The organism is Endozoicomonas sp., assembly GCF_031844845.1.
In the GTDB taxonomy this organism is placed as follows: Bacteria; Pseudomonadota; Gammaproteobacteria; order Pseudomonadales; family Endozoicomonadaceae; genus Endozoicomonas.
On sequence record NZ_JAVRMB020000113.1, the window covers coordinates 13507 to 30919 of the forward strand.

Below are 17413 nucleotides of genomic sequence, written 5' to 3' on the forward strand. Positions count from 1 at the left end.
TAGCCTGCAGATAAAGGCTACTGTCGGTGCTATCCATCATGCTGTCAACAGGGATTGATGGATATCAGATTTGGTCGTGACGGGACAGATTGTTCAGTAATTTTGTTTTATTCCTGGTGTTGTTCTTTTGACTATCTGTGGGTGTACCACTGTATTGCGCAGCAATCTCCTGTTCAGCTTTTTGTAACAGTGCCAGGTCCGGGTGGGTTTTTTGCAGGAAGCGCTGGCCGCAGCCATCACTTAAATGCAATTTTTTCTTCAATGATTTCATTGAATCCATCAATGACCTGGCCTGAGCAATGGCTTTTTTGCTGGCATCAACCTGTCTCATTGATAATTGTTCGCTTTCCATAGTTTCCACCTGATTAGTTATTGTCCTTGTTATTCTAGCAAATAACCGAATTTTCCCTCTCTTCAGGAATTGTTCCGAAATAAGATCTGCATTTTACTGAAACTTGTTAAGGCCGTTGTCCGCTCCCCGTTGCCCGCAAAGCACAAGCGAAACCTGCTTTTTTGGGCATCGGGCGGCGGGCAACGTTCGTTGAAATGGGGAAGTTCTTAAAGGGGCAATTCCTTAATAGGTGATTGCCTCGTTTCAGGGTAATATAGCCCGGTTTTTCCGGTTCCCTGACTTATTTCGAATTACTATGCCCTTCGCACTGAGCCGTTATTCCCGACCAAATTCATGGACGTTTCTATACCTCCTGTTTTTTCTGCTGATGTTATTTGTCAGCGATGGCCTTTACGCCGCAAGTGGTAAAAAGCCCGTCAGAATTGCCTATTTTACCGATGATGCCCCCTGGATGTTTGACAATGATCAGGGCCAGCCTGATGGTCTGATACTTGATCTCTGGCAGCTTTGGGCGCAAAAAAATGATATTTCAATACAGTTTGTAGCGTCCACACGGGATCAAATTCAGAAGCAGTTTGAGCGTTCAGAAGTTGATTTGCTGGCTTATGTTCCCCCGGGGCACGAGGAGCTGTTTAAGCGTTCAAGTGGGGCGATTATCTATACGTTTACACCGGTGTTGTTTGTCGGGAAAAGTCATCAGGTCGATAGTTTTTCTGCAGCGCTGGATAGCCTCAGGATAGGTTATATCAAGGGTTTCAACGGTTACCCGAGATTAGAGCTGTTGAATGAAAAGACGTTGGCCGTTCCTTTTCTTTCTTATCCATCCATGGTCGATGCGGCAACCAAAGGCAGCGTGGATGCCATCCTGGGGGGGCCGGTAGGCTTACAATATTATCTGGCAAATTTTGGGGCTGATGATGAGTATCAGATGATGCAAACACCCCTGAAGCCATCTGAAGTGAAAGCCCTGACGGCTCCCGGTCGACCCGAACTTGTGGCTATGGTGGAAGCAGGTATGGCTAAGGTGACGGACAAGGAGAGGTCTGAGATTCTTGAGGACTGGTTTCGACTTACCCCTGGCAGCCAGGAAAGCCTGACAGTGGCTCTGGATGCAGGTCTTGCCCCACTCTCTTTTATTAATGCCCTGGGAAAACCCTCCGGCCTGTTCGTTGATATCTGGAATTTATGGTCAGAAAAGACCGGCAAGCCCGTTCGCTTCAGGGTCAGCCCCATGGGCGAGAGTATTGTTGCCTTAAAGTCCGGTAAGGTGGATGTGATTGCCGCTGTATCACCAACCATGGAGCGGAGCCAGTGGATGGCCTTGACCAATCCTTATTATGGCCTGAATACCCGCATATACTTCCGGGCCAATAACGAGCTGGATGACCCGGGTTCTGAGCTAATCGGTAAAAAACTGGGGGTAATCCGCTCGTCCAGTCAGGAAGAGTTTGTCCGGCGCTGGCTTCCTGAAGCTTATCCCGTGGTGAGAGCCAGTGTATCAGAACTCATTAATAGTTTATTTGCCGGTGAAATTGATGCGTTTCTTGGTGAGCCGGTGGTGGTTCGTTCAGCATTGCATCGTCTGGGGTTGGTTGGTGAAGTTAATTCCAGTCCGTACTTTAATTTGAATGAGGCCGTTGGTGCGGGTGTTTTACAGAACACTTCCAGTGAGTTATTGCCGGTTCTGAATGATGGCTTCAGGGCGATTTCACCGGATGAATATCGTCAGATAGAAAACCGATGGGTTATCAGTAGTCAGGATCGTTATTTCCGTCTAAGTGGTTCTGTTGTTGAGTTAACGGATGATGAGCGGAGCTGGCTAGGCGAAAATCCGGTTATTCGTGTCCTGGTTGACAATAATAAGCCACCGTTCTCTTTCATCGACAGCAAAGGTCAGTGGCAGGGTATCGCCATTGATTATCTCAGGCTTCTGGAAGACCGGCTTGGGATTACCTTCCAGCTTCATCAGGATCCTGTCTGGACTGATGCATTAAGTCAGGCTTATCGCCATGAGGTTGATGCAGTGGCGATGCTGCAAAAAACGGAAGAGCGTAGCCGCTATCTGAATTTTACCAAGCCGCTGGTCAGTGTGCCGGCAGTGGTTCTTGCCCGTGTTTCTGATAAAAGTATCCGTTCTCCGGCTCATCTCAAGGGTAAGAAAGTTGGTTTTACGCCGGGCTATGTAACCTATGAAAATTTTCGCAGGAAATACCCCGGAATTCACTTTGTCAGTATCCCTGACATAGCCAGAGGTCTTAATCAGGTTGCCAGTGGTGTGATTGACGCCATGATTGTCAATCTTGCCTCTGCCAGCTATGAAATTGAGCGGATGAAGATTACCAATTTACAGGTGGTCGCTGAAGCGGGCTTTAACTATGAGTTCAGCATGGCATCAAGAAATAACTCACCTGAGCTGGCCGAGATTCTTGAGAAAGTGGTTGATACCATTACGCCGGAGGACCGTGAGGCTCTTGAGAGTAGCTGGCTCTCTATTCAGGGGGGGATGTGGCGGCCAAATAAAGAGTTGTTTATTGGTTTAGTGCTGATCCTGGTGACACTGATTCTGATTGTTTACTGGAATCGTCGTTTGACCATTGAGATTGCGGATCGGGAAAAAGCGGAAGAAGGGCTTCGGGTTCGTTCAGAACTGGATCGTTTGCTCAGTGATATTTCCAGGCACTTTATGGATCAGCCGGTTCGTGAGGCTAACAACTATTTTCTCAGTCAGCTTGGGAATTATCTCAATGCTGAAGCCGTTTGTATTTTTTGCTGGGAGCCGAGGGCTCGAATTGAGCATTATTGGACCCGTAGAAGCAATCCGGACCCTGATGCCTTTGAAGCGTTATTTGATCATGACTTTTCCAATATCTACGGAGAAGTAAAGAAGGATCAGGTCAATATTCTGATTCGGGATGAAGTTCTGCAAAAGGGTGACCTGGAAGGTGCGGCCATTCTTGATCGATTAGAGATCACTATTGGGGTCTATGCACCCATGATGCTGTTTGGTCGGGTGGTAGGCGGCATTGGTCTGATCAATATCCCCGGGAAGTATCAGGTGTACATCCGTGAAATGGACTTGCTGCGCCGGATGGGCGAACTGGTTGCCGTCGCCCGTGATCGCCAGAATGCAGAAGATGCCTTAAGACACAGTGAAGAACGCTATCAGTTAGCGATGGATGCGGCTTCTGACGGTTTGTGGGATTGGGATGTCAGGCAGGACTTGATGTATTTGAGTCCCCGTTATCAGACCATGTTAGGTTATCAGCCGGGTGAGTTACTGCAGACTATTCGTGCATGGCGTCGATTGATCCATCCAAAGGATAAATTATCAGCAACTAAGTTCTTTGACCATCAACTGGCAACGTCTGATAAATCTTTCCAGTTTGTTTACCGCATACGCAGAAAAGACAGCAGCTATGCCACCGTTCGCAGCAAGGGCAAAGTGGTGTTCAGGGATGAGATGGATCAGCCCATGCGGGTTATCGGTACCATGGTGGACATCACCCATCAGATAGAAAGAGAACGGGAACTGTCCATGGCCCGTTTTTCTCTTGATAGTGCCGGTGACCATATTCACTGGTTCCGCAGGGATGGCAGCCACAAGTATGTCAATGAGTCTGCCTGTAAAGCGCTGGGATTCTCTCAGGAAGAGTTGATGGAGAAATCCATTATGGATATTAATCCTGCTGTGACGCGCAGTTCCTGGGAAAAGCTCTGGGAGCAATTGGTTCTCAGAAAAGGGATGACCTATGAAACCCTGAGAAAGACCTCGGATGGAACGGTTTTTCCAGTGGAAGTGACGGCCAATTATATGGAGTATGAAGGGGAGGGGTATCTGTTTGCTTCTGGCCGGAATATTACCGACCGTAAACAGGCTGAAGAGACGTTGCACAAGGCAAAAGAAGTAGCGGATCAGGCGAACCAGGCAAAGAGCGATTTTCTTGCCAATATGAGTCATGAGATTCGTACCCCGATGAATGCCATTATTGGCCTGAGCCATCTGGTTCAGGAGACGAAACTTTCCCATCAACAAAGGGATTATGTCCGTAAAATCCAAACCTCTGCCCATGATCTTCTGGGTATTATTAATGACATCCTTGATTTCTCAAGAATTGAAGCGGGTAAACTCAGTATGGAAAGTATTGAGTTTGACCTCGGCGGTGTTTTTGACAGCGTATATAACCTCAGCAGTATCAAGGCAAAAGAGAAAGGCCTTACTTTAACTTATGATATTCAGCCAGAGGTACCCCGGCAGTTGCAAGGCGATCCCCTCAGGCTGGGGCAGATCCTGATTAATCTGACGCACAATGCGTTGAAGTTTACCAGTGAAGGTGAGGTTAATGTTTCTGTACAGCTACTTTCCAGCCGGGAGGATGTGGTCAGGCTGGAGTTTTCGGTAACGGATACGGGGATCGGGATTGGCAAGAAGCAACAGGGCAAGTTATTCCAGTCATTTTCCCAGGTTGATGGTTCTACCACCCGAAAGTTTGGTGGCACTGGCCTTGGGCTAGCTATCTGTAAAAGCCTTGTGCAGATGATGAATGGTGATATTTCCGTTGAGTCTGAGCCAGGAAAAGGCAGTGTTTTCAAGTTTGCTGTTGAGCTGGGTGTTGGCCATCAGGCCGCTCTGTCTGAAAAGCCGTCTGAAAAGTCTCTGGCGGGTGTTCGTGTTCTTGTTGTTGATGATAATGCCGAAGCCAGGGCGTTGCTTCTCAGTCATTTGAAAATATCCGGATGCGAAACCTGGGAAAAAGGGCATGGTGATGAAGCACTGGCGCTTCTTCAACAAAAGAACACCAGTCAACAGGACGCTATTTCTCTGGTTCTGCTTGATTGGAGAATGCCGGATCTTGATGGTATCGAGCTGGCAGAAAGTATCCATAAGTTGAATCTGGCGGTAGAGCCGAAGCTGATTATGGTTTCTGCTTATGGTCGGGAAGAAGTGATGACAAAGGCTTCTGACGAAGTGGATGCTTTTCTGATTAAGCCAGTGAATCATTCTGTATTGGTTGAAACCATTCTGAGAATATTGAACCGTCCGGGTTCACAGGAACTTGCCGTTATTGAAGAGGCCCGCTTCTGTGAAATCATGCCCAGGGGGCGCATATTACTGGCTGAAGATAATGAGATTAATCGTCAGGTAGCCCGGGAATTGCTGGAAGGAATGGGTCTTGATGTGGTGATGGTGACGAATGGTGTGGAAGCGGTAGAGCGGGTTAGAAGTGAAGATTTTGATTTGGTCTTTATGGATATTCAGATGCCTGAAATGGATGGCTATCAGGCAACCCGGATGATTCGAAGAAAACTTGGCAAAAATAAGCTGATTATTATTGCCATGACGGCTCATGCAATGACGGGTGACCGCGAACGATGTCTTCAGGCCGGAATGAATGACCATATATCCAAGCCATTGAGCCCTGAGGCTTTGAAACAGATGGTTCGCCACTGGTTGCAGGCTGGAGAAACCGATGTGCTTCACTCTATGGATCTGGCGCAGGATATGGATCGGTCTTCTTGTTTGATGCTGCCCGGCATTGATGTGGATGAAGGACTTGGCCGATTGCAGGGGAATCAATCGCTCTATGAAAAGTTGCTGACGGACTTCTATAAAGGTCAAAAAGAAGATTTGGTTCAATTACAGGGGTATCTGGAAACAGGCCAATGGCAGGAAGCTGGTCAGTTATTGCATGCTTTGAAAGGGGTTTCGGGCAATTTGGGGGCAAAACGGTTGCATGATCTGACTTCTCAGATTGAGAAAAGTTTGCGTCAACAGTTGGAAATTCCTGATAGCGATTTAATGGATTCCTTTGTCTTTGCTTTTGCGCAGGTGATGGAAGGTTTGGAACACTTGCCACCGGTAAAAGAAGAACTGGAACCTGCTGGTGAAGGTGCTATTGAAGTAGAGGAGCTTAATAAGCTTATTCTTGATATGGAGCATAAACTCAGCGAAGGTGATGTAGAGGTGGTTTCTCTGCTGCCATCATTATTACAGGGTCTTAAAGATCAGGTTGATCAGAAAGTGCTGAAGGCTTTTCAGGAGGCTGTTATCAGCTACGATTTGGACGAGGCATACTCCATGCTGTTATCCATTAAGCAAGCCCTGGTTAGAAGTTAGTTTGTTAACCCGGAGTCAGGGGGGTGATTCCGGGGGCTCAAATGGTTGATGCTCTTACTGGCTGAAGCTCCTACTGGCTGAAGCTCCTTACTTCTGGAGTTCAGCCTTAGGATCTATTGGATAAGGCAGTTTATGAACCTGCAATGGCTGGTTTTTTTCAGACGTCAGGAATACATCATTGGCTTCAGCTGCATCAATACGAATGACTGCCAGTAATTCAATCTCTTTAGTTTCAATGTTGCGGCCAGCCTGAATGATCTCGCCAATAGACTTGCCATCACTGTTATAAAGACGGGTATTGATGGCAGGTGGTAGAGCATCTTCAAAGGTCAACCGGTAACAGCGGCTTTTTTGCTGACCAAGATTTTGCATCCGGGTAACAATTTCCTGCCCGGTATAACAGCCCTTTCTGAAGCTGACGCCTCCCAGGGATGGCTGGTTAAGTTGTTGAGGGATGTATTTCTCAACCGTTTCTTTGTGTATCCCTGGAATTACCGACTCAATATTCAGCAATTGCCAAAAATCTTCGGTTGTTGGTGTGAGTTCTTTTGTTAAGACTGGCCACCAGTGGGGCAGGTCATTCAGGTGAAGCCAAAGCTCATATCGTGTGCGAATGCCAGGGGTTTTCATCAGGTAGCCCTGATTGGGAATTTTTATTACTTCATTATTTTCCGGGAGTGGTGTGTCCTGAAAAATTCTGGTTAGTTTCGACTTTATATTTTCTCCGGATAAGCCAATCATTAGAAAGTCTGGTTGAGCGGTAAGCTGAACTTTGAAAAAAACAGCGTATTTTTTTAGTGTTTCGATGGTCATTTCAGTTAAATCAGAGCCTATGGAAAGAAGATATTTTTCTCCGTTATCCATAATTCTGAAGTTTGTGTACATGCGCCCCTTGGGAGTACAGGCTACACCGGTACTGTGATGAAAGGCTTCAAGTTGTGTCATATGGGTTGAAATCTGCCCCTGTAAAAACTTCTGGCGATCCGTTCCATCGACGCTGATCAGGTTGTGTCCTGATAGTACGGAGACCGCATCGGCGTTTAGTGTTTTTGGTGTCTCCGAAAAACCGGTCAGCTGTTCTCCTTCATAAACAGCACCCTGAGTTTTTAAATAGATCTTCCAGTCAGTGGACATCTGATCACCCTGTTATCTGATTAATCGCAATAATAGAGGATTATTGCGGAAAATATAAAGGTATAATTCCCGGCAAAATTCACCATTGGAGTTATTCTGAAATGCTGGGCGAAAATGAATTAAAATGCCTTCAGTGGCGGAGTCGCCGGGGGATGCTTGAGTTGGATGTGCTGCTGGAGCCATTTACCCGGGAAGCGTTGCCTGACTTGAGTGAAGCAGATCAGCAAACCTATGTAAAACTGTTGGAGTGCGAGGATCCGGATATCTTCAGCTGGTTCATGAGTGGAGTAAGGCCGGAGGATCAGGCGTTGAGCCGCATGGTGGATAGGGTATTGGATCGTGGGCGATACAAGGGTGAGCCTTTGTGAAGTTACATTAAGGCGTTCTTATTATCATTTTGTTCTTATCGTTCTATGCCACTTTGCAGCCTTTCTGGCATTGTGGCTCGCTTCCATCTGGATCATTATTAAGGTGGTTTTCGCTGCAGCCCTGATTATTTATTTCTGTTGGTACTCTCTCAGATATATTATTTTTCAGCACGCATCCAGTATCAACAGTATTCGTCTGATGACTGATCAATGGCGTGTTAAATTGGGAGAGCAGTGGGTCAGGGCGTGGCCAGAAGGGGAGGTTGTAGTTACCTCAATGCTGATCTGTTTCAGGCTGAGAGTTGAGGGTAAGCACCGTCCATCTTACCTGATTCTGTTTCCGGACAGTGCAGATCCCATTGAGTTACATGCTTTCAGGCTAAGGCTTATTCTTGAATCGTCTTGCCTCTTCGGTCAAAAGAAGGGTAGTTCTCCGGAACCAGAATAGTATCTTCAGGATATTCAGCCTTATCAGGATGGTCCAGAGTGTAATGCAGGCCCCGGGACTCTTTTCTGGCCATCGCGCATCGTATGATCAGCTCGGATACCTGGGCAAGATTCCGAAGCTCAATGAGGTCGTTGCTGACTTTAAAGTTGCGGTAAAACTCATTGATTTCAGATTGCAGCAATTCAACACGATTCATGGCCCTTTGCAGGCGTTTTGTCGTCCGCACAATGCCTACGTAATCCCACATAAATCGACGCAGCTCATCCCAGTTATGGGCGATGACCACATTTTCATCAGAATCGGTTACCTGACTCTCATCCCAGTGTGGCAGTAATGGTGGCTCCGGATATCGCTGAATAGTATCCCGGATTTGTTGAGCACAGCTTTTCGCTGATACAAAACATTCAAGCAGGGAATTGCTGGCCAGTCGGTTAGCGCCATGAAGGCCGGTAAAGCTGCATTCTCCGACAGCAAAAAGGCCTTTGGTATCTGTTTGACCACTGTTATCAACGACAATGCCGCCACAGGTATAGTGGGCTGCAGGAACAATAGGGATTGGGTCTCTGGTGATATCAATATCGTAGCCCAGGCATCGCTGGTAAATAGTGGGGAAGTGGGAACGAATAAACTCGGCTGGCTTATGGCTGATGTCCAGATAGAGGCAGTCAGAACCGAGACGTTTCATTTCATGATCGATGGCTCTGGCGACAATATCCCTTGGAGCAAGCTCCTCCCGATGGTCATACTCTTTCATGAACCGGGAGCCGTCAGGGCGTTTCAATAGTCCTCCTTCGCCACGAACTGCTTCAGAAATAAGAAATGACTTGGCGTTTGGGTGATAGAGACAGGTCGGGTGGAACTGGTTGAATTCCATATTGGCAACCCGGCATCCGGCTCGCCATGCCATTGCAATGCCATCACCGGATGCTCCGTCGGTATTACTGGTATAGAGGTAGGTCTTACTGGCTCCACCGGCTGCAAGGACAGTACACCGGCTTCTGAATACCTTTATTTGATCAGTTTTCAGATCAAGCATGTAGGCACCAACGCATCGGTGTTCCTTCGTTTCAGGAGAGTTGTCAAGTTTGCTCGTGGTGATCAAATCAATAGCCAGGTGGAAGTCAAACAGGTCTATATTGGATCTTGACTTAGCCTGGTCAAGCAAGGTGTCTGAGATGGCTTTGCCAGTGGCATCGGCTGCGTGAATGATTCTGCGGGAACTGTGTCCACCTTCCCGGGTAAGGTGGAAATCGAACGGCCTGTCAACCGTGTTATCGGGTGTGAATGGAACCCCCTGATTGATCAGCCAATCTATGCTTTCCCGTCCATTTTCAACAATATGCCGAACAGCAGATTCATTGCATAATCCGGCACCAGCGACCAGGGTGTCCCGGACATGCTGGTCAATATTGTCCCCAACCTGATCCAACACTGCAGCGACCCCCCCCTGGGCCCAGTATGTTGACCCGGCACACAATAAATCCTTGCTGAAAAGAGCCGTACGAATATGTGAGGGCAATTGCAGGGCGGTAGTCAGGCCTGCAGCTCCTGAACCAATTATGATTACATCATAATCAAAGGGCTGTTGCATAAAGGTCCCCTGTTATCGGATCATTCTGGCGTGATTTATTCTTCATATAATCCATAAGAAAATGAATGCAATGTGGATTAATGTGCTAGCCTGTGGAGCAGAAGTTGCCAGACACTTAACACTTAATACTGTTTCGAAAATTTTGGATTACCATTGTTACCATTGATTGGTGAGTATGATTAATTACAGTTACTTACTAATGTATTTAAGGCTAAAGCGGCTATTTTTCAGGTCGATGTTAATGGTGTTATTGATTTATATCAAAAGGACCTGAACTCAAAGCAGCTGACACGTAAATATTTTGATAAATCTAATCAACAATCTGGATGGCTCGTGCCTGATCAGGCCATTATATAGAATGTTTGAGTCCTGCTGTAGTACGCTATATCAATAAAGATAACTTGATAGGTTTCCAATATAATTACAGTGTCCGAGTAGGCTATGTGTGCCGGACTAATACTCTTAAATAGTAAAAAATTGAAAATGCCAGGAACTTTTCTTCATTTTGATGGTCTATATAGTGGCGGATAAATTGAGTCTTATGTTGCACGATGGTGCCATGTTTGGTACTCCTGCCGTAGGTGGAGAAGCCTGAATGGCCGAGAATCAGGACTCTGATCAGGAGCTGGTTGCTCGTGTTAAGCAGGGCGACAAACGGGCTTATGATGTGCTGGTAATAAAGTATCAGCATCGCATTCTTGGGTTGGTTGGGGGTTATGTTAATGACTTTCAGGAAGTTCAGGATGTAACGCAGGAGGCCTTTATAAAGGCGTATCGTGCGTTGGAAAAGTTCCGGGGGGATAGCTCATTTTATACGTGGTTGTATCGTATTGCGGTTAACACGGCCAAGAACCATTTGGTATCGAAAGGCCGCAGGCTGCCAGAGTCTGATATAGATGTTCATGATGCAGACTTTCTGGAAACAGCGACAACGCTGAGGGTCGTTGATACGCCGGAACGTAACCTGTACTGTGATGAGATTGAGCAGGTTATTCATGATGTTATTCAGCGTTTACCCGATGAGCTCAGAACTGCTGTGATGTTGAGGGAGTTTGATGGGCTCAGCTATGAAGAAATAGCCGATGTTATGGATTGCCCGGTAGGAACCGTGCGTTCCAGGATTTTCAGGGCAAGAGAGGCTATTGATCGTGAAATCAGGCCGTTATTAGGGCAGGGTGGTTAAATCAGGTTTGACTCACGTATGACAGCGGTCGGGTCAGCGTGGATATCAGGGGTTTGTCTATGAGTGAAAAAGCTTCGAGTGAAAAAGCTCCTCAAATCAGTGGCAGAGAACGGTTGAATGAATCTCTGTCTGTCTCTCTTGATGGGCAGTCGAATGAGCTTGAGTTGCGCAGAGTGCTTGATGGTATCAGTAAAGACGATGAGCTCCGGACACTGGCGGGTCGTTACCAGCTTATTGGTGATGCGGTGCGTGGAAAAGTTAACAAGTTTGCCAATGTTGATATTTCCAAGGGTGTAATGGCGGCAATTGAGCAGGATGAAGTGGATGCTGCCGTCGCTAAAGAGACTTCCGGTTCGGTTCACTCTGCGGCAAATGGTTCTGTCGCTAATTCAAAATCGAATAATGTGATTGAAGGGTTGTGGGCATCATTAGGTAAAGTCGCCATGGCCGCCTCTGTTGCAGTGGCTATCGTTGTGGGCGTGCGAAATAGTAACCCGGCTCCTGATGTCCAGTTGATGGCAGTTAATGAGCCTGCGACGCTGGCTCAGCCAGTTCAGCTGGCTCAATCAGGTCAGAATAATTACGGGGTATCGGGTATTCGTGCCGGGTATAACGCCAAACTTCATGACAGTATTACACCTGAGCAACTTGCCTATGCGCAAAGCATTGCTGATCGGGCTACCAGGGAACGTTTTCATGCCTATGCCCTTCAGCATGCAGAGTTGTCTGCCATGGGTAATGGTCAGAGTATTTTGTCATTTGCCAGATTGACGAGTTTTGACAATCAATAAGTCTATGAAACAAACGCAATGGATTACCGGAAAGTTGCTGGTGCTGGGTATTTTTATCAGCAGTTTTCTGAATGCAGAGACGGTTCCAGATTCCAGCTATCTCCTTGAAAAAATGATGGACTCATCCAGAAATCTTAGTTTTCAGGGAGAGTTTGTCTATCAGCAGGGAGCCCAGCTCGAAACATTAAGCATCATTCATCAGGCCAGCGATAAAAATCAGTCTGAAAAAGAGCGGATTCTTTATCTTGATGGCGCTCCCAGAGAAGTGATTCGTGCTGGCAATGAATTGTTCTTTTCAAGCTATAACGGAGGCGTAACCAAGTTTCAACATGGCTCACTGATGCCCGTTATCAATAAGCTTCAGGGCGGGATATCTGAAAAGTTTTATGACTTGAAAATTGTTGGTATTGATCGGGTGGCAGGGAGAGAGGCTGTTTTGTTGCTGGTTCTTCCCAAAGACCGGTTTCGCTATGGCTATCAGCTATGGCTTGATCGACAGTCATCATTATTGCTCAAATCAGTAATGGTTGACGGTCAGGGGAAGATTATTGAGCGCTTGCAATTTACTTCCTTAAATATTGGGTCGCTATCTGATGAGTCCCTGGCGCTACTGATACGCAAGCCTTCTGTTGTCGATAAAACTATTGCCGTGGAATCCCAGCCCCTGTCTCAACAAGATCAGCCTTCTGATCCACTTGAGTGGGAAACGGGTTGGTTGCCTGAAGGCTTTGTTTTAGAAAATAGAAGCGTTCGCCCATCGCCGGTTAGCCAGCATAATGTTGATGCATTGGTTTTCTCTGATGGTATTGCCAGTTTCTCTGTTTTTGTTGAGCAGGACGATACCCGGGTTCTCAGTCAGGCCTCTGAAAAGATTGGAGCACTTTCCGCAGTCTCCAAGATATATCGGGAAGGCGATCGATATTTCCATGTGACGGTTGTTGGTGATGTTCCGCTGGGTACTGCAGAACGAGTCGCCGTTTCTGTTCGCCCGCTAAAAGCAAAGCCCTGATGTAATGATCGGGTAATTGTTCTGGACTGGATGACGGGTATTTCTTTTATTATTTGTTTACCGATGTATATCAGGTTTTCAGGAATATGATAGAAGAACAGGGACAGGTTGTTGCAGTTGAAGCTGACTTTGTCTGGGTTGAAACGGTAAGGCGGTCCAGCTGCTCCAGTTGCAGTGCCCGGCAAGGTTGCGGGCAGCATCTTTCTGAAAAATACAAATCCGACGTCTCTTTTTCCTACATTAAAGCAACCAGTTTCCGGGTATTGCAGGAAGGTGACCAGGTTGTGGTTGGTATTCCTGAAGGCTCGTTATTGAGAGCCTCTTTTCTGATGTACCTTTTCCCCCTTTTTCTTATGATGGCCAGTCTCTGGCTCTCTTCGCTTGCAGGTATAGCGGATGGGTTGCTGGTGCTTATCGCTGGCTCCGCTCTCGCATCCGGTTTTCTTGTTGTGCGGAGTGTTGGGAAAAGGTCAGCTGATATGTGTCGTGTTGAGGTTGTGAAAGTGTTGCCAGCTGAAGGCTCTTTATCGGCTGAAGGCTCTTTATCGGCTGAAGGTTCTTTATCGGCTGAAGGTTCTTTATCGGCTGAAGGCTCATCTGTACAAAAGCTTTCTTTGTAAATTTTTTAATAGTTGAATGTTGGAGAAAACATATCGATGAGTGGAGTATTTTTTCTCTTCAAAAAGCCATTTTATAAGGTGGTGTTTTCCCTGCTTTTACTGCAGGCAGCCTTGGCAAATGCGTCTGTTGATAAAAATGGGCTGCCCGATTTTTCAGGTCTGTTTGAACAGGCTTCTTCAGCGGTGGTGAATATCAGCACCCTGGCCAAGCCAAAAGCAAGACAGCAGATTTATGGTCCGGGTGGTGAAGAGCTTCCCGAAATATTTCGACGTTATTTTGGTGTTCCTATACCTGATGAGAATCCTTCGGGCCGTGCTCAGCCGATGTCTCTGGGGTCTGGGTTTATTATCTCTTCCGATGGTTATATTCTGACCAATAACCATGTGATTGATGGTGCTGATCAGATTATTGTCAGGCTCAGTGACAGAAGTGAGCGTCCTGCGGAGTTGATTGGTGCTGACAAACGCTCAGATCTGGCGCTGCTGAAAATCAAAAGTGATCGTACTCTACCCGTTGTCAGGGTTGGTGACTCTGATGGTGTTAAGCCTGGAGAATGGGTTGCAGCCATTGGGTCACCTTTTAATTTTGAGTATTCAATCACTAAAGGTATTGTCAGTGCGTTAAACCGAAGTTTGCCCAGTGACTCTTATGTGCCATATATTCAAACCGATGTGCCCATTAATCCGGGTAACTCCGGTGGTCCTCTCTTCAATATGGAAGGTGAGGTGATTGGGATTAACTCTCAGATTTTTACCCGCTCCGGTGGTTTTATGGGGCTTTCTTTTGCGATACCTATTGATCATGTGATGTGGGCAATGGGTCAGCTGAAAGAAAAGGGATATGTCACCCGTGGCTGGCTGGGCGTTGCTATACAGGATGTAGATCGCGATCTGGCGGAGTCGTTTGGACTGGATAAGCCAATGGGAGCTCTGGTCAGCCAGGTGGTTCCCGGAGGGCCTGCGGATAAGGCAAAGCTGAACCCTGGAGATGTTATTGTACGATTTAATCAGAGAGCTATTGCCAGTTCCGGCCTGCTGCCAATGTCAGTAGGCGTGATTAAGCCAGGTGAGAAAGTGGCGCTTGAGTACATTCGTAATGGCAAGCGTAAAACGGTAGATGTTGAAGTGGGTCAGTTGCCTGATGATAATGCGGCGCCTGAAAGAAGTAACGGTAAGCCCGCTGCTGATAAAAATCCATTAGGGGTTCAGGTTGCTGAGCTGGATGAGAACTACCGCAGTAAATTACGTTTGGATGATGATGTTCAGGGACTTGTGGTGATTGGTGTTAATCGCGGTGCAGGCCGTTCCATCGGTTTGAGGCAGGGTGATGTGATTACCGACCTGAATAACCGCAGTGTAACTACTGCGGCTGACTTCAAAAAGGTCGTTGCAAAACTGCCAAAAAATCGCTCAATCTCCATGAGGGTTATCCGTGGGGGTAATCCGGGATATATCACTTTCCGTTTGCAGGAATAACCATTTGCTATCAGCGCAGTATATGATCATGGAGTACTGTGCTGACATGTTATAGAATAGCGCGGAATTATTAATAGTAGACCCGATGTTTTTGTTGCAGGCCGTTGAGATTGTGATGAGAGGTTAGGTGAAAATAGCCTCTGTTTTTTCCTCGATAAGGCGCTTCGATCTGGTTTGCAGACCAATACAGTCCCCGCCAATGCGGGGACAACTTTTTTGTAGTGATGTTTAATAGTGATGCTATCGTGAGCGATCTAAGTCTAATCAGGAACTTTTCAATCATTGCCCATATTGACCATGGCAAGTCGACCCTGGCAGACCGTTTTATTCAGACCTGCGGTGGACTCAGTGATCGTGAGATGCAGGCTCAGGTACTCGATTCCATGGATATCGAGCGGGAGCGTGGGATCACCATTAAAGCTCAGAGTGTAACGCTGGATTACCATGCTCAGGATGGTAAAACCTATCAGCTGAACTTTATCGATACCCCGGGTCACGTTGACTTCTCTTATGAAGTATCGCGGTCTCTTGCTGCTTGTGAAGGGGCTCTGCTGGTGGTGGATGCTGCCCAGGGTGTTGAGGCTCAGTCTGTTGCCAACTGTTATACAGCAATAGAGCAGGGCCTTGAGGTGATGCCGGTTCTCAATAAAATGGACTTACCCCAGGCTGAACCCGATCGCGTCGCTCAGGAAATTGAAGAGATTATCGGGATTGATGCCACCGATGCCATTCGCTGCTCTGCCAAGAGTGGGCTGGGTATTGAAGAAGTTCTTGAGCGACTGGTGTCTACCATTCCCGCTCCGGAAGGTGACGTTAATGCTCCTCTGCAGGCCCTGATTATTGACTCCTGGTTTGATAACTATCTGGGTGTCGTCTCTCTCGTACGGGTCAAAAATGGTACGTTGCGGAAGGGTGAAAAAATTATTGTGAAATCTACCCGGCAAAGCCATGTGGTAGATAATGTCGGTATTTTTACGCCAAAGCGGACACCCACTGGTATTCTTAAGGCGGGTGAGGTTGGCTATGTTGTGGCCGGCATCAAGGAAATCAACGGTGCTCCCGTCGGTGATACGCTTACGCATCTGAAAACTCAGGATGTTGACGCACTGCCCGGTTTTAAAAAGGTCAAACCTCAGGTTTATGCCGGATTGTTTCCGGTCAGTTCAGAGGACTTTGAAGATTTCCGTGATGCACTGGAAAAGCTGCGTTTGAATGACGCATCGCTCTTTTATGAGCCAGAAAGCAGTGATGCCCTTGGGTTTGGTTTCCGTTGTGGCTTCCTTGGTATGCTGCATATGGAAATTGTTCAGGAGCGACTCGAGCGGGAGTATGACCTGGATCTGATTACCACGGCACCCACGGTAATCTATCAGTGTCAGATGAAAAACGGGAGTGTGGTTGACGTTGATAACCCATCCCGCCTGCCTGACCCTGCGGGCATTGATGAAATTCTTGAGCCTGTTTGCAGGGCTCATATTCTGGTGCCTCAGGAATACCTGGGTAATGTCATCTCCCTCTGCGTTGAGAAACGAGGTGTGCAAAAAGATATGCAGTTCACGGGTGGGCAGGTATCGCTGACCTATGATATTCCCATGAATGAGGTTGTCCTGGACTTTTTTGACCGGCTGAAATCAGTGAGCAGGGGCTTTGCTTCGCTGGATTACTCTTTTGACCGGTTTGAAGCTGCTAACATGGTTCGCGTGGACATTCTGATTAATGGTGAAAAAGTGGATGCCCTGGCACTGATTCTTCATAAAGATCATTCAGTTTCCCGGGGTAGATCCCTGACTGAAAAAATGAAAGAAATCATTCACCGTCAGATGTTTGATGTGGCTATTCAGGCTGCAATTGGTGGTCAGATTATTGCTCGAACTACCGTTAAAGCGTTGCGCAAGAACGTAACCGCCAAGTGTTATGGTGGTGATGTCAGCCGTAAGCGCAAGTTGCTGGAAAAACAGAAAGCGGGTAAGAAGCGGATGAAGCAGGTTGGACGTGTTGAAATTCCGCAGGAAGCGTTTCTGGCCGTTCTGAAAGTCGACAAATAACGGGCCTTTGATTATATATAATCAGCAATCTGTCAGGTTGAGACAATGAGCCGGTTTTCCGGCTTAGGGAAGTGGCAATACAGAACATACCATCGTCATCCCTGCGAAGGCGGGGATCCACTGCTCGTGGTAGATTCCCGCCTTCGAGGGTGTCGCAAAAGGGCAACCCCCCCCGACCGTCATCCTCGCGAAGGCGGTTGTCGCAAAACCCTCCTCGCTCCCACGCTCTGCGTGGTAGCGCCAGGACCCAACCACAGACACGATTCCTGTGGTTGGCTATG

General features: G+C 47.3%; 12 protein-coding genes. 9 read left to right on the plus strand and 3 right to left on the minus strand.

Features of this window, described 5'->3' with window-relative positions:
- Positions 1 to 64: 64 nt before the first annotated feature.
- Positions 65 to 352 carry a hypothetical protein gene (locus tag RM811_RS05380; protein WP_402521551.1) on the minus strand — a complete coding sequence of 96 codons (288 nt, stop codon included), beginning with the start codon at positions 350 to 352 and terminating at the stop codon, positions 65 to 67.
- 295 nt (positions 353 to 647) lie between these two features.
- Here RM811_RS05380 and RM811_RS05385 point away from each other — a divergent pair, with 295 nt between their 5' ends.
- Positions 648 to 6467 (plus strand): transporter substrate-binding domain-containing protein, encoded by a 5820-nt coding sequence (locus RM811_RS05385; protein ID WP_402521553.1) that lies wholly within the window; start codon positions 648 to 650, stop codon positions 6465 to 6467.
- Between the two features lie 87 nt (positions 6468 to 6554).
- Here RM811_RS05385 and RM811_RS05390 read toward each other — a convergent pair whose 3' ends face one another.
- Positions 6555 to 7601, minus strand: coding sequence for a YgfZ/GcvT domain-containing protein (locus tag RM811_RS05390; protein WP_402521555.1), 1047 nt, complete (start codon positions 7599 to 7601; stop codon positions 6555 to 6557).
- Between the two features lie 101 nt (positions 7602 to 7702).
- On the opposite strand from RM811_RS05390, the gene RM811_RS05395 reads away from it, so the two are divergent.
- Positions 7703 to 7969 carry a succinate dehydrogenase assembly factor 2 gene (locus tag RM811_RS05395; protein ID WP_402521557.1) on the plus strand — a complete coding sequence of 89 codons (267 nt, stop codon included), beginning with the start codon at positions 7703 to 7705 and terminating at the stop codon, positions 7967 to 7969.
- Positions 7956 to 8417: a protein YgfX gene (locus tag RM811_RS05400; RefSeq protein ID WP_402521574.1), complete on the plus strand. Its 462-nt coding sequence runs from the start codon at positions 7956 to 7958 to the stop codon at positions 8415 to 8417. Before RM811_RS05395 ends, RM811_RS05400 begins: the two co-directional genes overlap by 14 nt.
- Here RM811_RS05400 and nadB read toward each other — a convergent pair.
- A complete protein-coding gene (nadB, locus tag RM811_RS05405; protein WP_402521559.1) occupies positions 8356 to 10008 on the minus strand; it encodes an L-aspartate oxidase in 1653 nt (550 codons plus the stop codon). The two genes, RM811_RS05400 and nadB, sit on opposite strands and share 62 nt — an antisense overlap.
- 595 nt (positions 10009 to 10603) lie before the next feature.
- Between nadB and rpoE the strand changes: the two genes are divergently transcribed.
- From rpoE to lepA, 6 genes are all read left to right on the plus strand, one after another.
- The gene (gene rpoE / locus RM811_RS05410) at positions 10604 to 11191 is read left to right on the plus strand and encodes an RNA polymerase sigma factor RpoE (RefSeq protein ID WP_402521562.1); all 588 of its coding nucleotides are present in this window, start codon (positions 10604 to 10606) and stop codon (positions 11189 to 11191) included.
- Positions 11192 to 11250: 59 nt separating this feature from the next.
- Positions 11251 to 11982, plus strand: a complete 732-nt coding sequence (locus tag RM811_RS05415; RefSeq protein WP_402521564.1) for a sigma-E factor negative regulatory protein — start codon at positions 11251 to 11253, stop codon at positions 11980 to 11982.
- Positions 11969 to 12991 (plus strand): MucB/RseB C-terminal domain-containing protein, encoded by a 1023-nt coding sequence (locus RM811_RS05420; RefSeq protein WP_402521567.1) that lies wholly within the window; start codon positions 11969 to 11971, stop codon positions 12989 to 12991. The genes RM811_RS05415 and RM811_RS05420 overlap by 14 nt, the downstream gene beginning before the upstream one ends.
- 86 nt (positions 12992 to 13077) lie before the next feature.
- Positions 13078 to 13611, plus strand: coding sequence for a SoxR reducing system RseC family protein (locus RM811_RS05425; protein WP_402521570.1), 534 nt, complete (start codon positions 13078 to 13080; stop codon positions 13609 to 13611).
- A gap of 36 nt (positions 13612 to 13647) precedes the next feature.
- Positions 13648 to 15087: a DegQ family serine endoprotease gene (locus RM811_RS05430; RefSeq protein ID WP_402521572.1), complete on the plus strand. Its 1440-nt coding sequence runs from the start codon at positions 13648 to 13650 to the stop codon at positions 15085 to 15087.
- Positions 15088 to 15311: 224 nt separating this feature from the next.
- Positions 15312 to 17132 carry a translation elongation factor 4 gene (gene lepA, locus RM811_RS05435; RefSeq protein ID WP_402521577.1) on the plus strand — a complete coding sequence of 607 codons (1821 nt, stop codon included), beginning with the start codon at positions 15312 to 15314 and terminating at the stop codon, positions 17130 to 17132.
- Positions 17133 to 17413 lie beyond the last annotated feature (281 nt).

Coding starts and splice junctions, on each gene's coding strand:
- lepA (WP_402521577.1), top strand. CDS start 15,312: ATGTTTAATAGTGATGCTATCGTGAGCGATCTAAGTCTAATCAGGAAC.
- RM811_RS05430 (WP_402521572.1), top strand. CDS start 13,648: ATGAGTGGAGTATTTTTTCTCTTCAAAAAGCCATTTTATAAGGTGGTG.
- RM811_RS05385 (WP_402521553.1), top strand. CDS start 648: ATGCCCTTCGCACTGAGCCGTTATTCCCGACCAAATTCATGGACGTTT.
- rpoE (WP_402521562.1), top strand. CDS start 10,604: ATGGCCGAGAATCAGGACTCTGATCAGGAGCTGGTTGCTCGTGTTAAG.
- RM811_RS05425 (WP_402521570.1), top strand. CDS start 13,078: ATGATAGAAGAACAGGGACAGGTTGTTGCAGTTGAAGCTGACTTTGTC.
- RM811_RS05415 (WP_402521564.1), top strand. CDS start 11,251: ATGAGTGAAAAAGCTTCGAGTGAAAAAGCTCCTCAAATCAGTGGCAGA.
- RM811_RS05395 (WP_402521557.1), top strand. CDS start 7,703: ATGCTGGGCGAAAATGAATTAAAATGCCTTCAGTGGCGGAGTCGCCGG.
- RM811_RS05380 (WP_402521551.1), bottom strand. CDS start 352: ATGGAAAGCGAACAATTATCAATGAGACAGGTTGATGCCAGCAAAAAA.
- RM811_RS05390 (WP_402521555.1), bottom strand. CDS start 7,601: ATGTCCACTGACTGGAAGATCTATTTAAAAACTCAGGGTGCTGTTTAT.
- nadB (WP_402521559.1), bottom strand. CDS start 10,008: ATGCAACAGCCCTTTGATTATGATGTAATCATAATTGGTTCAGGAGCT.